Below are 16,675 nucleotides of genomic sequence, written 5' to 3' on the forward strand. Positions count from 1 at the left end.
ACACAGAATGCTAGCCTTGAGAAGTCACCCACCAAAATTGCTCGCTCTCAAAGAAATCATATTTTTGTCTCTCTTATTGCTTACTGCAAGCTTGAATTTCTAAAATTAAAACCCTTCTCCATCACTGTGCTTTAAGATATAAACTAATCTTTAAAGCCAATCAGATGGCCTATCAAGAATTTCAAAATTTACAAAGGACTTCTATGTCTGCGTAAGATGGGTTAGAAAGCGCAAATTCATAAAGCTTTTTTTCTAAAGGCTTTGTTCTCTCTATCAAAGGCTTAGAAAAGCTTTTTCTAAAACTACGAGCATCTGCCTTATTAGAGGCGGATCATGCACCCAAATTAAATATTTTTTAAATAGTACCTATTTTTGGCATCTATTTTGCTTATCATCTTACAACACTCAACAAGGAAAGGGGGGTACTATGAAAAAGAATGAAACAAAAGATCAATTGGCTAGAAAAATTGCTTATTTGGAATTCGTAGAAGATCAATTAAGTACGGAGTTGGTTTATATCGATAAACTTCTTAAATCTGTTGGCTTTCCTCGAGGATTATCATCAGTTAAAGAAGTTGCCAGAGATATCTTGCAAGATCATTCTCAGGAATGATAAAGAATTTTTTAAATCCTTAGGGGAAAAACTGAGAAATGTGCTAAGAAAATGCTATGAAGCGTTTACCTGATTTTGATCGATTCTTTAAATAAATTTAACATACAAATGTTTTAGTAGAGGATGTCTTTTTTTTGCCATACCTTAAAGGATTAAAAATGAAAAACGCTGAGCTACACAAAAAGCTAGCCCATCTAGAATCGATGAATGATGTTTTAATAACTGAAATTGAAAACATTCATGAACTTATGAAAATGATTGGGTTTGCGAATGGTATTAATACCCTTAAGACAACAGCAGAGGGTATGATTTATAGTGGATATGGGAATGTTTCCAACTATTACAATTAACTATTCATAAAAATATATAAGGTATGAAAGCAAGAAGGAAAAAAATGAACAAAAAACAATTAGAGCAAAAAATTGCTTTTCTTGAGTCTATTAACGATCAGCTAAGTACGGAAGTTACTTATATTGATCAATTAATGAAGCTTATTGGTTTTGCAGGGGGAGTAGATACAGTTAAAGCTACCGCTACTGAAATTATAAAAAAAGGCTATACTATTACTAATTTGCCTGAAGATAAAGCTTAGCCAAGAGGGAATTTTTCTAAAAATGTCTTTCTTTGTAATAGATAGTCCCTAACTGTAACAGAAATAAAGAAAATATTCTTTAAAAGCCCTAAAGCTTAAAGTTATGCCGTGCAGGGATAGGGGTGAAGTTATGGTAAGGAGCTTAAGACCCCTAAGAAGAATCAAAATGTCAAATTTAGCAACTCATCAAAAAGTTATCAAAAAATAAGCTTAAATGTTCTTAAAGCGAGCTGAAACATTAGAAGATGTATTTCGGAGCTCTGTTAGGAGAAAGGAAGATTTCAAAGAGCTTTAATATCCAAAGAGTTGTATGAAATAGGTGGAGAAGCAGCTTTTCAAGATATGGCCCTAAAAGCCTTAGCATAAGAAACAGATTGGGCGAGCTTATCAAAAAAATTGGTGTAGATTTTGCCTTTCAGAAGCCTGCTTATAGACAATTAAGAGTATGTAATGAGCATGAAGAAACAAGCAGCTTTCATTTTGCTGGGAGAGATGTATTTTGCTTTGCTCAAAAGGCCATCTTTAAAATTTTTTCAAAGAACGCCTTGAAAAACAGGAGAAGCTTAAGATGGCTTTAAGAAGGAATGGTATTAATAAAAGACCAGCTACAAGCTCTTAAAAAACCATGGAAGAAAAAGAAGCGCATGGTGAAATTGAAACTGAACATTTAGGCTATTCATTATCTTATAGATACTTACTTAAGTAGGAACTATTAAGCGTAAAAGGCGTTTATCAATAGTGAACAATCGATACTTATCTTAAGGTGGTTTCTATCAAACCTTACAATAGAAAAAATGCGTGAGTAGCAACGAATATGTTTAAATGATCAGTCATCGCTTGGCTTGAAGAACAAGATATTTGTGTTCTAAGATGACCGATCGTGGTGCAGAGTACTGAGGAGTAAGAAAGCATCATGGATATAAACTTTATCTGGCCATCTAAGATATTAATTATTCTCGCATTAATCTTAAGGCACTTTCAAACTAAGAAAAACGGAATTTAACTAGGTGTACTTGCGAGAATCTAGGCGTCTAGCGATATTCTTTAGTAAGCAATGTCGCTTTTATAAGTTATTATCCATGAGAGGGATATAAGAAATTTTTTTCTTTTTAGATAGATGGCACGCCTTTTGCATTAAAGCTAGTATATCACATCTTTAATGAGGGAGGTAGTTATGACTAAAGCAGAATTAATTAAAAAGATTGCCGTATTAGAATCCGTAAATGATCAAATGTATTCAGAACTTTGTGAAGTAGATCGTCTGATGCGTCTTGTTGGTTTTGAAGGGGGACTGGAAACTGTTAAGCTAACTGCCCAAGAACTCTACCAAAGCGAACATATTGGTGAAGAAGGAGAAGAAATTTCTTAAACTAAACTTAATTAGAGAGGTTTTATCCAATATAAGAGGTAAAAGATGAAAGTTCAAGATAGTTTATATGTCTGGATTGAGGGGAATGAAGATAAAAAAGAGAGGAGCGCCCTTAAGTCATTACAAAAACGCCACATAATAAGAATAGGCTCTTCTCTTCACAGTAATCTTTTTACCTGCCTGATTCTTAAAGAGCCTAACATTTCAACGAAAAGGGAGAGGATGGCTACTTTAGCTTTTAAAAAAGAGAAATAAAAACAATGACTGGTGCTTTTTCATGTCATATAGAGAGAAGGGCTCTGCTCAAGTTGAAAAAGAGAAAAGAGCCTTATAAAGCACATGCCTCTAAGTTAATTTGTAACTTGAGTATAGGGACTATGCTTGCGGCTATATTGCCTAGCTTATACGGCCGGATAAGGCAGCGCTTAAGGCGAAGATAAGTTTTTAATTTTCCCAAAAGCTTGTGTGGATAGATATGACAAGTTGGCTTCAGGCCGTCACTAACAAACATTTGCTAGCACTAGGCGCAGGAAATGTGATTGCTTATGGATGAAGAGCTTATTAAAAATGGCGTTACTCTAAAAGTGCTAGTCGGCCAGAAGATTCATTGCTTAGTGAGTGATCGAGGTTCAACTATTCCTCAAATTAAGGGAAAGATCAAATAGTATTGCTTAAGCTCATTTACTCCGTAATAGACAAGGGGAAGCAAAACAGCCCCCCATCTTTGAAGGGTGCACAGCGTCTAGGAACCCTAAGATAAACACGCTCTAGAAAAAGGCCAAATCAGCCAGTGTGCTTAGACGGGGGGTTACCTTAAGTGGTATTGTCTACAAGAAGGATTACAAGCGCTACAGTGATGGAGTAGCACTAATAAATTGCGGAAGTTTTGCCATAAACTTTTAAAGCAGAGCAAACATTTTCGTGCTTACTTGAAAGATCCTGCTATTCCTATGACCCATGATGCCGCCGAAGAATCTTTAAGAAATCCAGCCATGGTATGTAAGGTGTGTCTAGATAGCCAACCAACCTAGACAAAAGATGGAAGAAAGTTCTACCTAGTTCTATCATAATTCTTTATCCCTAAGGAAAATTTATGCTAGATTTTCTGGTAAACGTTATCTCTGCAGTTCGTACCAAGCAACCTATACCTTCTATTATCTAAAAAAAACTTTTATATCCCGTGAGCACTTACAAAAATATTTCTCCCTGCTGATTTGATAAATTTAGCTATAAATATTAGTCCTTAAAGAGCGGGGAAGTAAAGCAATCTTATGAAAATAACCCCAGAAAAGGAAGAATTCACTTAAAAGACCCCTGCTTTTTAAAAATAAAGAAATTTAAACTATCTTATTGTTCTTATAATACTTTAAAGGTGAAAGAGATAGATAGAATTTTTCTTTTCTTAGACGGATGGCATGCCTTTTGCATTAAGGAAAGTATATCACATTTTTAATGAGGGAGGTAGTTATGACTAAAGCAGAATTAATTAAGAAGATTGCCGTATTAGAATCCGTAAATGATCAAATATATTCAGAACTTTATGAAGTAGATCGTCTGATGCGTCTAGTAGGTTTTGAAGGAGGATTGGAGACTGTTAAGCTAACCGCTCAAGAGATCTATCAAAGCGGGCATGTTGGGGAAGAAGGGGAAGAAAATCTATAAATCGGTGCAATGGAATCAAAAGTATTCATCCACTTGGAAAGGATAAATAAAGGCTCAAAAATGATTTACATCCAGGGGTCAATCAATAGAAAAATAAAAAGGAGATGAGGCTCCTTAAGCCCTTAATTGAGCCCCAAATTAAAGGTATGCACAGCTCCTTAGTGGGAAATCTTTTTGCCTGCCTGCTCCTTGAACTTGAAGAGCCTACTAATTCACCAAAAGGAGAGGGGTTGGCTACTTTAGCTTTTATAAAAAGAGAAATAAAAACACTGGCTGGTACTTTCTCTTGTCGTATGGATTAAAGAGAAAGGCTTTGCTAGAGCTAGAACAGGGAAAGCGTTACAAAGCACCTTACTTAATTTAATAGATAAGTTAAATCCTGCAAGGTTAATTGAGCAAAGGAGCCATCTTCTTCAAAAAGAGTGTCTATCATTGACTTTTTTTGCTCTTTTAAGCGCATGATTTTTTCCTCGATAGTTTCTATAGTCACATATCGCTTAGCAAATACAGGCGTGTTTCTTCCAATGCGATGAGCACGGTTAATGGCTTGCTTTTCAGCAGCTTCGTTCCACCAAGGATCAAAAATCATGACATGATCGGCTTTGGTTAGGTTTAAACCCGTTCCTCCTGCTTTTAAGCTAATAAGAAATAAAGGAATATCGGCATTATCTTGAAACTGGTTAACAACCTTTTCACGATCTTTAGTAAGGCCATCTAAATAAACAAAGCTCCACTGCCTTGCTTTAAATTCACGAGCAATAAGATGAAGCATGGAAGTAAATTGGCTGTAAATCAATACTTTATCGTTTTCTGCAATCGCATTGCTCACATCCTGCAAAAAAGCCTCCATTTTTCCGCTCGTGCATTCTAGCTGTCCATCTTCAGTTAATTGAGAAGAAATTAAAAGAGGATGACAGCAGATTTGCCTTAATCTTAAGATGGCTTCAAATACCTCCAGGCGATGCTTAGACAATCCCTCAATATTTATTTTGGTAAATAAATGGCTTTTAATTCCTGCTAAATAGCTATCATAAATTTTTCTTTGAGAGGGGGGCATCTCTACCCATACGGTTTGTTCGATACAGGCGGGAAGATCTTTGGCTACTTCTGCTTTCTTTCTGCGTAATACAAAAGGATGAATTTTTTTCTTAATGTTTTGTAAGTAGCGGCTATCTGATTGGCTTGCTTTTAAACCAGCACAAAAGTCTTTCTCCTCGCCTAAAAGTTCGGGCATGAGGAAATGAAAGTGGGACCATATTTCTCCTAAATGATTTTCGATAGGCGTGCCGGTTAAGAGTAGGCGAAAGTCTCCTTGTAATTGATAAGCCGCCTTTGCTACTTGAGTAAGGGAGTTTTTAATCGCTTGAGCTTCATCTAAGATAAGAGCAGCAAATTCAATAGGAGCTAATAACGCTAGGTCAAGGCGCATCGTAGGGTAGGATGTTAAAATAATAGCATCACTAGTTAAATCGTCTTCCGTCAAGGCTCTTAATGGGCCATGATGTAATATAATCTTTTTATGGGGAAGAAAACGCTCTATTTCTCGTTGCCAATTAAATATCAAGGAAGTGGGCATGATAATTAATACAGGTCTAGAATGCTCTAATTGAGACAAAAAAGCTAAAACCTGCACGGTTTTGCCTAGGCCCATATCATCAGATAACATTCCATTAAATCCATAATGTTTTAAAAAGTTTAACCAGTTGAGGCCTTGTTGCTGATAAGGGCGTAAGGAACCTTGAAATAAAGGGCTAGGATTTATAGAAGGAAGTTCAGCCAAGGTTTGCAGTTCAGTTTTTAATTTGCTTATTGCTGCATCTAAAGAAAGATGAGAGGAAGCATGAAAGAGGTCTTCTAAAACTCTTAATTGATGTTTCTTTAACCTTATACCCTCCGTAACAATTTCTCCTTCTCTAAAAAGAGTAGGAACTCCTTCAAGTTCCCATTTTTCGGGAAGTAAGCCTATGGCTTCTTCGCCAATTTGCACAAAACGCTCACTTTTATTAAAAGCTCCTGCTACTTCTTGAAGAGGAGCTTGGTAAGTATCAAAATGAAATGTTCCACGCGTGATGATCTCTTTTCCCTCCATAGAAATATCTAAATGGCTTTGAGTCAAAAGATAAACTTTTTTTCTTTGGTAATCTTTAATATGCCAACCAATCTCTAACAAAAATGTTAATGATTTAGCTACTTGATCAAGAGGGCAATAGTAGTGAGAGTGGCCAACTAATTTTTGGATAAACCCTGTCTCTAAAAGATCTTTCTCCCAATTCTTTTCAGCCCCTATGTCGCGCTTGTGAGCGTTTATGTTTTTATCATGAAAGGGCCATTGTTTATCCTCACCATAATCCATCCACAGGTCTGCAAAAGCCCCAGAGCGATCTTTAAGGGTAAGCAAAGGAAGCGGCTGCTGAGCCTGCTGATCGTGCTCCTGTTTATTGTCTGTATAAACAATCCGTGCAAGGGACTCTACATCTGCATCTACTGTTTTTCTGCTTTCAAGTAAGCAGCTTAAAGAAAACTCAAGGGGTTCTTGATAAATTTGCTTAAGTTCTTTCCAGGTAATCTCCGTATGGATAAGTTTAAGAATATTTCCTTTAATGAACCAATGGTTAGACCCCCGGCAAATAAAATCGCAAGCTGATAAATTAAACTCTTGGTCTAGATACTTTAGCATTCCTTGAGCCTTCTGATCATGAATGCGATAATAAAATTCTACAGGCGTAAAGAAATCGCAGATAAGTTTCTTTCCCTTATAAAAAAGCTTTCCTGAAGCTGCCAATAGCTTGAGAGCCTGAATGGATTGGCTATAGGGAATTTTAAGATACCCATTCTCAAGCTTGGCATCCCTTAAGGTAAGAATGCGTTGAGGATCTTTATCTTTAGAAGTTGCCCATTGGCTCCAGCGTGTGGTCGTTGCAGGGGAGTTAAAAGAGCGAAGAGTTATATTAAAGCCTTCATGTTGTATTTCTAAAAGCGCTACGGCCAATAGCCCTTCTTTCTCCGAGGCTGATTGATCAATGCTATAAGCTATTTCTGGCATAAATATTTTACTAATTGTTTATATCCTAAAAAAAAGATATACTAAATTTTCCTACAGACAAATCATAACAGGTTTTATGAATAAACTTAAAATGTGGAATGATCATTCAAGCTGGAGCGAGGCCGAACAGGCTTGGGATGAACGTGCTAGCAAAGCAGCAAAAGAACATCCTATTAAGAGGTTAAAGCAATTGCCTGCTATGCCTGGCATAACCAAAGAGACCTCTAAAAATCTTAAATGGAAAAGCTTAAAATGGATGATTACCCAAGACCATCAAGGTGCTATACGTAAAGGCTTTTTCAAACATTCTTTAAAATATGGATGGGCATTTCTAAAATCTATTTTAAAGCCTAAGCCCTATAAAAAAGAAGGCAATTTTTTTTATTATGGCCTTCAGGATGAAGAAGAATTTAAAATGCTGTTAAAAAAATCCAATACCTTACTAGTTTTAGGGTTTTCTTATTGTCATAAACCTTTTGAATGCCCATCTGGTCGTTTCACAGATGAATGTATTCATGATCCCGCCCATGCTGTTTGCCAACAATGTTTTATTGGTAAAGCGGTCCATGCCTCTAAAAAAGAGACGATTATCCCTTTATTTATTCCTACTATTCATTACATAGGAGGAAAAATTTTTGAGATTGTTCATCATTATCCTGAGAAACAAGTTATTTTTATGATTACTGCTTGCGAAATGACGTTAGAGATGTTTGGCGATTGGGGAAATATGGTAGGTCTTAAGGGCATTGGCATACGTTTAGATGGTCGTATCTGCAATACCATGAAAGCTTTTGAACTGTCAGAAAAAGGTATTAAACCCGGCTTGACAGTCATACTAGAAGAAACGCAAAAGCGTATGATAAGCCTTATTAGATATTGCCAGGAAAATAAAGAGAAAATTTAGAACGTTCCCTTCATTTCTAGCTTATGAATAAAATATATAAAAATAAGTTGAGCCTTCAAGCGTTTATACACCATTAAAAGTCTATTTGAGAGTGTTAGAGGCTATATTTATATATTTATGCTTTTTCCTAAAAGGTTTATGCGGTTTATCTTCTTGAAAAGGACGTACTCGTTCCGCCTGTTGGCACTGCTCTTGGCAACATCCTACATATTGTTTTGAACATTCCTTACAACATATAAATAAATCGTTACAATCCATATTAGCACAATTTAAATAGGTATCACAAGGTTGGTTACAATGATGACAGGTGGCAATAGTTTTTGTCTCTTCATCGCTGATAGGTACAGTCAAGCGATCATCAAAGACAAAAAGTTTGCCTAACCAATAATCGCTACCTTCTTGTAAGCCATAATTGATGATGCCTCCTTCTAATTGATAAACTTTGTCAAAGCCCTGTTTAATAAGAATGGAAGAATAAAGTTCGCAGCGAATACCTCCGGTGCAGTACATCATGACAGGGGTTTTTTGAGGGTCTATTTTCTCTTTAAGGTCTTCTACGTAATGCTTGAAATCTTTAAAGGTTTCACAAGGAGGAAGTTCAGCTCCTTCGAAGTGGCCAACTTTCCACTCATAATCATTTCTTACATCGATGAGGATATGGTCGTCTTTTTTTTCAAGCATCTCCTTCCATCGTTGAGGGGAGACATGCTCACCACGTTTACTCAAATCTATCCTTTCATCCACAGCTACCAGTTGCTTGCGATATTTGACAGTGCAGCGAGGAAAAGCGTGTTCATGATATTCATGAAGTTTAAAATGTATATCCTTAAATTCTGGCCTAGCATGCATCCAGTCCATATAAGCTTGACCATCTTCCCGGGAAGCTGACATTTGGCCGTTAATTCCATTTTCTGAAATATATATACGACAAGTGACATCGCGTCCCTCAAAGAACTGTTTATGGGCGGTTACTTCTGCTTGTGGATCAGGTAAATGGGGAAAATGATAATAAGCTAAGACGAGATAAGGTAAGGGTTTTGACATATTAAAATTAAGGGAAAAGAGGGGTTAATATTTTAGTTTACTAATCCAAGAGGACCAATTTTGCTCGAAGTTAGGATTGTCTAAGCAATATTTATAAAAATTTTTCATAAACTCTAGCCTTTCAAAATGGTAAGGGTATCGCCAGTCGTTTACTTCAAAAGGTGCAGTTAAATCTTTACCTCCAATCATAGCATGGCGTTTAAGGATATCCTTAAAAGAAACCTTTGAAGCATTGCGGATCATATCGTACATGGCAATCAAGGCTGTGCTTCGCCCTCTACCAGCGGCACAATGAAAGTGGAGCCAGTAACCAGGATTTTCTTGGGTCAGATGATAAGTCTTTATAAGTTCGATGAAAGAATCGACTTGCTTATCGCCAGGTTTAACATGATCGGTCAACGGAAGGCGTACATGGTGAATTCCCATTTTGCAGATTAAATCATTTTCTGTATAAACTTCTTTAACATGCACGCTAGAGGAAGGATTAAAAGTATATTTGTCATAAAGATGCACCTGCTGATTTTTTAACAGCTTCTGCAATCTTTCATTTTCATCCCATTTAATTTCCTCAAAAGTTTTTTCTTTGTTATGCCAATTTCTCTCGCCATACCAGCTTACTGCCATGCCATTGATAAAACCATGGGATTCTTCACGTAAATCAATTACCATAATGCGGTTATAAGGGATAGTCTTTAAAATTTGAATAAGGCCATTGGCTGAAAACTGTCCGCTTGCCGAAGCATTTAAATTGAGAAGACCCTCGAGGGAGGGAAGAGAATGATTGCTGTGCTTATGTAGATAACAGGGGGTAGTCATCCGAAAATTTTTGGGAAGATTTTCTAAATTCTCCATATTAAGGATTAAAGGGACTTCTTTTATGGGCATTAACCTATCCTTGTTAGCACTTAAGGTGAAGTAAAGCAGGAAACAAGCAATATGAATAAGCGTAAATATACGTAGGGATATCATTAAAACGGCCACCAAACGATTGAAAAGATAATATTGAAAAGTTTTGTAAAACTCAACATATATCTTTTGAATTTAAAGATTGGATTAAAAGAGTTTAAAAATCATAAAAAGCTTTTAGCTTCTTTATCTATATAGCTAAGCTAGCCATAAGAATCATGTTTTTAGAGCCTTATAGGATTAAAATTTTTAGTTTTTAAGGGTATTTACCTCTCATTTTGGAAAACTCACTCCTGCTTTCAGTGAATTGTTGGTAAAAAAGCCCTTAAGTTGTCCTTCGCAAGAGAAAGTGTAGAAGAGAAGCCCATAAGATAAGAGATTTTAAATTTCTCAAGTAAACAAAGCCAAGGATTTAGGCGAACAATACCTTCTAGTTAAGAAAACCACCTATACTTTTAACGGTTAAAGCTTTTATACATCAAAGAAATTTAAAGTTTTTTAATACCCTGGCTTTATAAAAAAATTCTCCTGTAATCTTTTTTTTGAACCTCGCCCAAAAATAACAGCATAGGATAAGATACAGTTGAAGATGCCATACACTTTAAGGAGAATTGCATGTCAGAACATTTAAAGCATTTAGATGATGATAACTTTGGAACCACTATAGCAACAGGAGTGACTTTGGTAGATTTCTTTGCTGATTGGTGTGGTCCTTGTAAGATGATAGCCCCAATAATTGAAGAATTAGCAGGAGAGCTGGCCGAAAAAGCTACCATAGCCAAGGTAGATATTGAAAAAGCTCAAAAAGTTACAGCTCAATATGGGGTGACTTCTATCCCTACCCTTATCGTTTTTAAAGAAGGCCAGGAGATTAAGCGCTTTGTAGGAGTAAAATCTAAACAAGATCTTAAAAATGCTATTACGATGAGTCTTTAATTTTAAAAGAGGGTGGGTGTAGCTCATCTATGCGTTCAGGTAGAAAAGAGTAAAGTAGATCCCTGTAGTGTGGCCTTTTTGCCCTGCAAGGCAAGAAGGCTTACGCTCTAACCCATTTAATTTTTTTTGCCTTTTGCTTGTTTATACGCTTCTGAGCAACTCCTTATACATACTTTTAGTAAAATCCTATCCTTAATGCGAGAAACAACTTTTAAAGGGTTTGAGATGCAGACATAGTTTTTCTAAAGCCTATTAAAAGATATCTTAAGACCTTTCTTTTGCCTTATTCATCCGATTTAACATTAGCTTAATCATGGATACATAGATCTAATTTTCATTTATAGAGATTTAAGCTATGAGCTTTAGAATTTCTTTAATAAGGTGCATACAGATAAAGGTAAAACAACGACTTTAAGACTTTCCCTTAAAATGATTTTGTCTCCAGGCTTCATAGACAGCTATCCCGACGGAAGTGGCTAGATTTAAGCAACGCACCCCCTCAATCATAGGAATGCGCACAAAGCGTTCTGGCCATTTTTGGAAAAAGAAAGGAGGTAATCCTTTTGTTTCAGATCCAAAAATAAGGTAATCATTAGCTTGATAGTTTACTTCCGTATGTAAACGGGTGGCTTTACTAGAGAAAAAAGTAAAAGAATAGCAAGAATTTTCTAGCAGCTCCTCTAAGTTTTCAATAAGTTGAACATTGACGCCTTCCCAGTAATCTAAAGCAGATCTTTTGAGCCATCGATCACTTATACTAAATCCCAAAGGGGGGATTAGAACTAGGTCGTTGCCAGTTACTGCACATGTGCGTACAATATTGCCAGTATTTTGAGGAATGCAGGGTTGGTAGAGAACTATTTTCACAAGTGATATAAATATAGAGGGTAGAGTGAGTAAGAAGGCTGCACTTTTACTATTGTGCAGCCTTTCTTATTATTATAAATTTACTTTTTCGAGTCGGTTGCTTCGCTTTCTTCAAGTAAAAGCATTTCTTCTTCAGCAGCCTCAGGGATATCTTTCAAATTTTTTGTATCTCCTTTAGCTTTTACTACCTCAACTTCAAAAATAATAGCTGAATTGGGAGGCAGCTGGCCTGTTTTACCAAATCCTAGATCTGGATGGACAAATAAACGTCGTTTTTCGCCTTCTTTCATTCCATTGATCCCTTTGCTAAAACCTGCAGTTGTCTGGTCTAAGGGAATGGTGACCGGTCCACCAGTGGCTTCAGAACTATCGAAAACAGTTCCATCAATATATTTGGCAGTATAGTTAATACTAGGAGTTCCATGCTCATCTACAGCTGTGCCTGTGCCTTCCTGTAGGATTACATATTGCAGTTTTCCTGGCACAATTGTTTGTACACTAGCTTCTTGAGCATTTTTTGCCATAAAAGCTTCAGCAGCTTTCAAATTATCCTCTGATAACTTGGCAAAAGCCTGCTCTTGCACTTTAAACATGAGAGCCTCATATTCTTGATCGCTCATGGGTCCAGCCTTGCCTTCCGCTCCATCACGCATGCCTTTGATAATGCTATCTAAATCAAAAGCTACCCCAGGGCTTTTTAAGTTTTTGCCGATGAAGTGACCAAAAGCTTCAGATAGCTTTTTCATATCGATTTCGTTATTAGAACTGGTGTGGCTATTGGCATTAGGAAGAGAGTTTTTCGCTGAATGAGATGTTGTATCTTCATGAGCAACTAAAGTTCCTAATATAAGAGCGGTACTAACACCGGCCAAAGTTAAAAGTTTTGTTTTTTTTAGCATAGCGCGATCAAACCTCCATTCTTTTTGAATATACAACACGTTAGGTTAATTACCTAAATTATGTCCACGAAAATCCAGGCTCTTCGATAGTTAATTTAAGATCTTTTAATTGCTCAGAGGAAACGTTTGCAGGACATTCAAGCATTAAATCGCTAGCTTTCTGAGTTTTAGGGAAAGCGATCACATCACGAATGTTTTCTGTTTGGCTTAGAATCATGACAAGTCGGTCTAATCCTAGAGCGATTCCTAAATGGGGAGGAGTTCCATAGCTAAGAGCCTCAAGGAAAAATCCAAATTTAATTTTTAGCTCTTCTGCGGATAATTTGAGAAGCTCAAATATTTTCTTTTGCAAGTCACTATTATGAATGCGTTGAGAGCCTCCTCCAATTTCATATCCGTTAAGCACAATATCGTATCCTGATGAACGTACAGCTAAAGGCTCTGTATCCAATAGGGGTAAATCATCTGGATGAGGGGAGGTAAAAGGATGGTGTTCACTGACTAAACGTTGATGGTCTTCATCCCAAGCAAACAAGGGAAAATCTGTCACCCATACAAATTCTAGCTGATGGGATTTAATTAAATTTCTGTCTCGGCTCAACCGTCGCCTTAGATGGTCTAATGCTTGGTTAGTACGAGATTTAGAATCGGCAATCATAAAAAGAAGATCTCCATTTTCCATGCCCATTCTATGGATAAGTTCTTTTCGCAGTTCGTTAGAGAAAAACTTGGCAATACTGGAGGATAGTGTTCCCTCTTGCATTTTCATCCAAGCGAGCCCTTTTACTCCTAAACGTCCCACAAAATCAGTATATTCTTCGATATTCTTACGCGAAATATCATGACCACCTTTAACACATAAACCTTTTACTGTGCCTCCACCATTAATTTGCTCTTGGAAAACTGCAAAGGTAGATTGGGCAGCCAAGTCTTGCAGCTCAACTAATTCCATGCCAAAACGCATATCTGGACGATCGGTGCCGAAACGTTTCATGCATTCTTGATGGGAAAGGCGACGAAAGCCCACAGGAATATCCGTCTCATTACAATCTTTAAAAATCTTCTTTAATAAGCCTTCAATGAGAGGAATAAGATCTTCTGCTGTTCCAAAGCTCATTTCCAGATCTATTTGGGTAAACTCTGGCTGGCGATCTGCACGTAAATCTTCATCGCGAAAACAAGGGGCTATCTGGAAATAACGATCCATGCCAGCTACCATTAATAGCTGCTTAAATATCTGCGGGGACTGCGGAAGAGCGAAAAAGGACCCAGGGTAAATGCGAGAAGGGACTAAATAATCGCGGGCTCCTTCGGGGGTGGATTTTCCTAAAAGAGGAGTAGAAATTTCAAGGAATCCATTTTTATCCAGATAATGCCTTGTCGCTAACATGGCTTGATGCCTTTTAACAAGCCTGTTGGCAATCTCACCACGTCGAATATCAAGATAACGATATTTAAGACGTAATTCTTCATTTACTTCAATCTGCTCATCGCAGATAGAAAAAGGAGGTGTTTTGGCTTTAGAAAGCAATTCAATTGTTAAAACCTGAACTTCAATTTCCCCTGTAGAAAGCTTTAAATTTGCCATGCCTTCTTGCCTAGGGATAACTGTTCCTTGAATAGCAATGACATACTCTGCACGTAGTTTTTCGCTATCTCCATGGGCTTGAGGATTTTTTTCAGGATCAAAAACCAACTGCGTAAGGCCAAATCGATCACGCAAGTCAATAAATATTAAGCCTCCATGATCCCGACGACGATGAACCCATCCGGCCAAGGTGACGGTCTGCCCAATATGCTCTTTTCTTAAGCTGCCACAATTAAATGTGCGGCGATAAGTAACCATATAACTCCTCTAACAATCGGTAATTTTTTTCATTTTTAACATTGTCTCTTTAAGGCCCTCTACCATTTCTTGAGTGCTTTCTACTTTATGCTCTAGTTTCTGGATAAAAAATTCTACTGCATGAGAATTTTTTAAAGAGTGACTAATATCCCTTATTAATTTCAAAAAATCCTCATTTTTAAAATCCAGCCTTAAGATTTTCGCTAGGTTGTTTAAAGGGATTTTTACGCTTTCTCCTGAATGCATATTTTTAAGATTAACTTCCTGGCTCTTAAGCTCTTCTTCACCTATAATGACCACATGTTTTGCCTGTAGCTGATTCGCATAGTGCATGACCTTAGCTAATTTTTTGCCGCTCAAATCCATGTCGCTAGGAATGTCGTGGAGGCGCAAGTCATGCAAAAGAGAAAAGCACACCTCTTTAGCTTGTTCTCCAAGAGGGATAAGAAAGACCTCTAAGGCAGGAGCAGGTGGGATCCAAGTTTGTTGCTTTAACATTGTTTGCAAAATTCTTTCAAGGCCGGTTCCAAATCCTATAGTAGGCAGATCAGGTCCCCCCAAAGTTTTCATTAAACCGTCATAGCGGCCTCCTCCTCCTACACTATTTTGAGCGCCTAATTCGCCAGACGTGATCTCAAATACAGTTTTGTTATAGTAATCAAGGCCACGTACAAGCCGTGGATTAATAAAATAAGGAATGTGGAGTTTATTGAGTAGACGTTTAACTGCTGCAAAGTGCGTGGCGCTTTCTTCGTCTAAAAAGTCTAGTATATGAGGGGCATCTTTTACAATCGCTTGGTCTTGAGGATCTTTTGAGTCAAGAATTCTTAACGGATTGAGGGTAAAACGTCGCTGACTATCTTTAGACAACTGATCATAGCAACCTTTTAAATAAGCTTGTAAAGAAGTTTTAAATAACTGGCGGCTTTCTGGATTGCCTAAAGAATTAATATGAACTTGTAAATTTTTTAGCCCCAATTTTTGATAGACGTTATAGACTAAATCGATAAGCTCAGCATCTTGCTCTGCCGCTGAAATTCCTATAGCCTCAGCGCCAAATTGATGATGCTGGCGATAACGCCCAGCTTGGGAGCGCTCATAACGAAACATAGGCCCTATATAAAACATCTTATGGATAGGAGCTTGAGTATGGAGTTGATGCTCAATAAAAGCTCGAATGACAGGGGCTGTTCCTTCAGGACGCAAAGTGAGAGATCTATCTCCTTTATCTTGAAAAGTATACATTTCTTTAGAGACGATATCACTTGATTCACCTACTCCTCGGATAAAAAGTTCAGTTCTCTCGAAGATAGGAGTACGTATCTCTTTATAACCATACGCGGTAGCCGTCTCACGTATGATATTTTCAATATAGTTCCACAGGTAGGAATTACGCCAAGGCTCTTCTGTACTTATAGGTAAAATGTCAAACACGCCGGGTGCTGAGGGAATGGTCATAGTAAAAGATCTCCTGATTAAGTGGGCGAAGTATAGTAGATAAAAAATAAAGCGTAAAGAGAGAATGAATGTCTCTTTTATTCTTGATTGCTTCAATCATTTAGCTTTTAATTATAATATAATAATAATAAATACTAATTATAATATGTAAATTATGTTATAATAAACTTAGATATTTTAATTGTTTTAAAAAAAATTAATTGATTTTTTATAAATGATAATATTTGGAGAGATTTATGAATGATTTTCGCATTCCTAGCTTTGATCCAAAAGCTGCACTTCTACCTCAAGGAAAAGCTTCTTTTGAGCAGAAAAAAGATCCAACCGTGCATATCCCTTCTCACCGACAAGCAGCCATGAAAGGAAAAGAGAGCAATTTTATTAAGCAGATGAATAATCGTGCGATTAAGATCATAAATTTTGTTAAATCCACCTTTACAAGAGCGGAAGGACAAGGAGGGATAAAAAATAGTTCCGTAATAAAAGGAGGTTCAAGAAATATAGAAAAGCTTGCTAGGCCCTGGATTTCTGGCCAA

16 protein-coding genes are annotated in these 16,675 nt (G+C 37.0%); 9 read left to right on the plus strand and 7 right to left on the minus strand.

Annotated elements, in window-relative coordinates:
• The first annotated feature begins 427 nt into the window (after positions 1 to 427).
• The 6 genes from DB41_RS01890 (at position 428) to DB41_RS12180 (ending at position 4,538) form a co-directional block, all read left to right on the plus strand.
• Complete coding sequence (locus DB41_RS01890) at positions 428 to 613, plus strand: hypothetical protein (protein ID WP_039383722.1); 186 nt, start codon at positions 428 to 430, stop codon at positions 611 to 613.
• A gap of 158 nt (positions 614 to 771) precedes the next feature.
• Positions 772 to 963: a hypothetical protein gene (locus tag DB41_RS01895; protein WP_039383723.1), complete on the plus strand. Its 192-nt coding sequence runs from the start codon at positions 772 to 774 to the stop codon at positions 961 to 963.
• Between the two features lie 44 nt (positions 964 to 1,007).
• The gene (locus DB41_RS01900) at positions 1,008 to 1,205 is read left to right on the plus strand and encodes a hypothetical protein (protein WP_238578398.1); all 198 of its coding nucleotides are present in this window, start codon (positions 1,008 to 1,010) and stop codon (positions 1,203 to 1,205) included.
• 1,174 nt (positions 1,206 to 2,379) lie between these two features.
• Positions 2,380 to 2,574, plus strand: a complete 195-nt coding sequence (locus DB41_RS01910) for a hypothetical protein (protein WP_039383729.1) — start codon at positions 2,380 to 2,382, stop codon at positions 2,572 to 2,574.
• 1,467 nt (positions 2,575 to 4,041) lie between these two features.
• A complete protein-coding gene (locus DB41_RS01920) occupies positions 4,042 to 4,236 on the plus strand; it encodes a hypothetical protein (protein WP_039383732.1) in 195 nt (64 codons plus the stop codon).
• A 104-nt stretch (positions 4,237 to 4,340) separates the two neighbouring features.
• Positions 4,341 to 4,538 (plus strand): hypothetical protein, encoded by a 198-nt coding sequence (locus DB41_RS12180; protein WP_039383733.1) that lies wholly within the window; start codon positions 4,341 to 4,343, stop codon positions 4,536 to 4,538.
• 53 nt (positions 4,539 to 4,591) lie between these two features.
• Here DB41_RS12180 and DB41_RS01930 read toward each other — a convergent pair whose 3' ends face one another.
• Positions 4,592 to 7,279, minus strand: a complete 2,688-nt coding sequence (locus DB41_RS01930; protein ID WP_052243796.1) for a DEAD/DEAH box helicase — start codon at positions 7,277 to 7,279, stop codon at positions 4,592 to 4,594.
• Positions 7,280 to 7,355: 76 nt separating this feature from the next.
• Here DB41_RS01930 and DB41_RS01935 point away from each other — a divergent pair, with 76 nt between their 5' ends.
• Positions 7,356 to 8,183: a hypothetical protein gene (locus tag DB41_RS01935; RefSeq protein ID WP_039383735.1), complete on the plus strand. Its 828-nt coding sequence runs from the start codon at positions 7,356 to 7,358 to the stop codon at positions 8,181 to 8,183.
• A gap of 81 nt (positions 8,184 to 8,264) precedes the next feature.
• Here DB41_RS01935 and DB41_RS01940 read toward each other — a convergent pair whose 3' ends face one another.
• Entirely contained in the window at positions 8,265 to 9,227 is a 963-nt protein-coding gene (locus DB41_RS01940) for a rhodanese-related sulfurtransferase (RefSeq protein ID WP_039383737.1), read from the minus strand.
• 24 nt (positions 9,228 to 9,251) lie between these two features.
• Positions 9,252 to 10,112: a hypothetical protein gene (locus DB41_RS01945; protein ID WP_052243797.1), complete on the minus strand. Its 861-nt coding sequence runs from the start codon at positions 10,110 to 10,112 to the stop codon at positions 9,252 to 9,254.
• 636 nt (positions 10,113 to 10,748) lie between these two features.
• On the opposite strand from DB41_RS01945, the gene trxA reads away from it, so the two are divergent.
• On the plus strand, positions 10,749 to 11,069 hold the full coding sequence (gene trxA, locus DB41_RS01950; RefSeq protein ID WP_039383738.1) for a thioredoxin: 321 nt from the start codon (positions 10,749 to 10,751) through the stop codon (positions 11,067 to 11,069).
• Between the two features lie 411 nt (positions 11,070 to 11,480).
• On the opposite strand, the gene DB41_RS01955 is transcribed toward trxA, so the two are convergent.
• The 4 genes from DB41_RS01955 to hisS all read right to left on the minus strand — a co-directional run bounded on the left by DB41_RS01955 (position 11,481) and on the right by hisS (position 16,139).
• Positions 11,481 to 11,936, minus strand: coding sequence for a tRNA (cytidine(34)-2'-O)-methyltransferase (locus DB41_RS01955; protein ID WP_039383740.1), 456 nt, complete (start codon positions 11,934 to 11,936; stop codon positions 11,481 to 11,483).
• 80 nt (positions 11,937 to 12,016) lie between these two features.
• Complete coding sequence (locus DB41_RS01960) at positions 12,017 to 12,835, minus strand: FKBP-type peptidyl-prolyl cis-trans isomerase (RefSeq protein ID WP_052243798.1); 819 nt, start codon at positions 12,833 to 12,835, stop codon at positions 12,017 to 12,019.
• 58 nt (positions 12,836 to 12,893) lie between these two features.
• Positions 12,894 to 14,681, minus strand: a complete 1,788-nt coding sequence (gene aspS / locus DB41_RS01965) for an aspartate--tRNA ligase (protein ID WP_039383741.1) — start codon at positions 14,679 to 14,681, stop codon at positions 12,894 to 12,896.
• Between the two features lie 9 nt (positions 14,682 to 14,690).
• Positions 14,691 to 16,139: a histidine--tRNA ligase gene (hisS, locus tag DB41_RS01970; protein WP_039383743.1), complete on the minus strand. Its 1,449-nt coding sequence runs from the start codon at positions 16,137 to 16,139 to the stop codon at positions 14,691 to 14,693.
• A 236-nt stretch (positions 16,140 to 16,375) separates the two neighbouring features.
• Here hisS and DB41_RS01975 point away from each other — a divergent pair.
• A partial coding sequence (locus DB41_RS01975; protein ID WP_039383745.1) for a hypothetical protein occupies positions 16,376 to 16,675 on the plus strand: 300 nt, incomplete at its 3' end.

The sequence above is a fragment of the Neochlamydia sp. TUME1 genome (assembly GCF_000813645.1).
Classification (GTDB): domain Bacteria; phylum Chlamydiota; class Chlamydiia; order Chlamydiales; family Parachlamydiaceae; genus Neochlamydia.

Bases quoted from the DNA above. Each gene is read 5' to 3' on its own strand.
- DB41_RS01935 (WP_039383735.1), top strand. From the start codon at position 7,356: ATGAATAAACTTAAAATGTGGAATGATCATTCAAGCTGGAGCGAGGCC.
- DB41_RS01895 (WP_039383723.1), top strand. From the start codon at position 772: ATGAAAAACGCTGAGCTACACAAAAAGCTAGCCCATCTAGAATCGATG.
- trxA (WP_039383738.1), top strand. From the start codon at position 10,749: ATGTCAGAACATTTAAAGCATTTAGATGATGATAACTTTGGAACCACT.
- DB41_RS12180 (WP_039383733.1), top strand. From the start codon at position 4,341: ATGAGGCTCCTTAAGCCCTTAATTGAGCCCCAAATTAAAGGTATGCAC.
- DB41_RS01920 (WP_039383732.1), top strand. From the start codon at position 4,042: ATGACTAAAGCAGAATTAATTAAGAAGATTGCCGTATTAGAATCCGTA.
- DB41_RS01940 (WP_039383737.1), bottom strand. From the start codon at position 9,227: ATGTCAAAACCCTTACCTTATCTCGTCTTAGCTTATTATCATTTTCCC.
- DB41_RS01945 (WP_052243797.1), bottom strand. From the start codon at position 10,112: ATGCCCATAAAAGAAGTCCCTTTAATCCTTAATATGGAGAATTTAGAA.
- DB41_RS01930 (WP_052243796.1), bottom strand. From the start codon at position 7,279: ATGCCAGAAATAGCTTATAGCATTGATCAATCAGCCTCGGAGAAAGAA.
- aspS (WP_039383741.1), bottom strand. From the start codon at position 14,681: ATGGTTACTTATCGCCGCACATTTAATTGTGGCAGCTTAAGAAAAGAG.
- DB41_RS01910 (WP_039383729.1), top strand. From the start codon at position 2,380: ATGACTAAAGCAGAATTAATTAAAAAGATTGCCGTATTAGAATCCGTA.
- DB41_RS01900 (WP_238578398.1), top strand. From the start codon at position 1,008: ATGAACAAAAAACAATTAGAGCAAAAAATTGCTTTTCTTGAGTCTATT.
- hisS (WP_039383743.1), bottom strand. From the start codon at position 16,139: ATGACCATTCCCTCAGCACCCGGCGTGTTTGACATTTTACCTATAAGT.
- DB41_RS01960 (WP_052243798.1), bottom strand. From the start codon at position 12,835: ATGCTAAAAAAAACAAAACTTTTAACTTTGGCCGGTGTTAGTACCGCT.
- DB41_RS01890 (WP_039383722.1), top strand. From the start codon at position 428: ATGAAAAAGAATGAAACAAAAGATCAATTGGCTAGAAAAATTGCTTAT.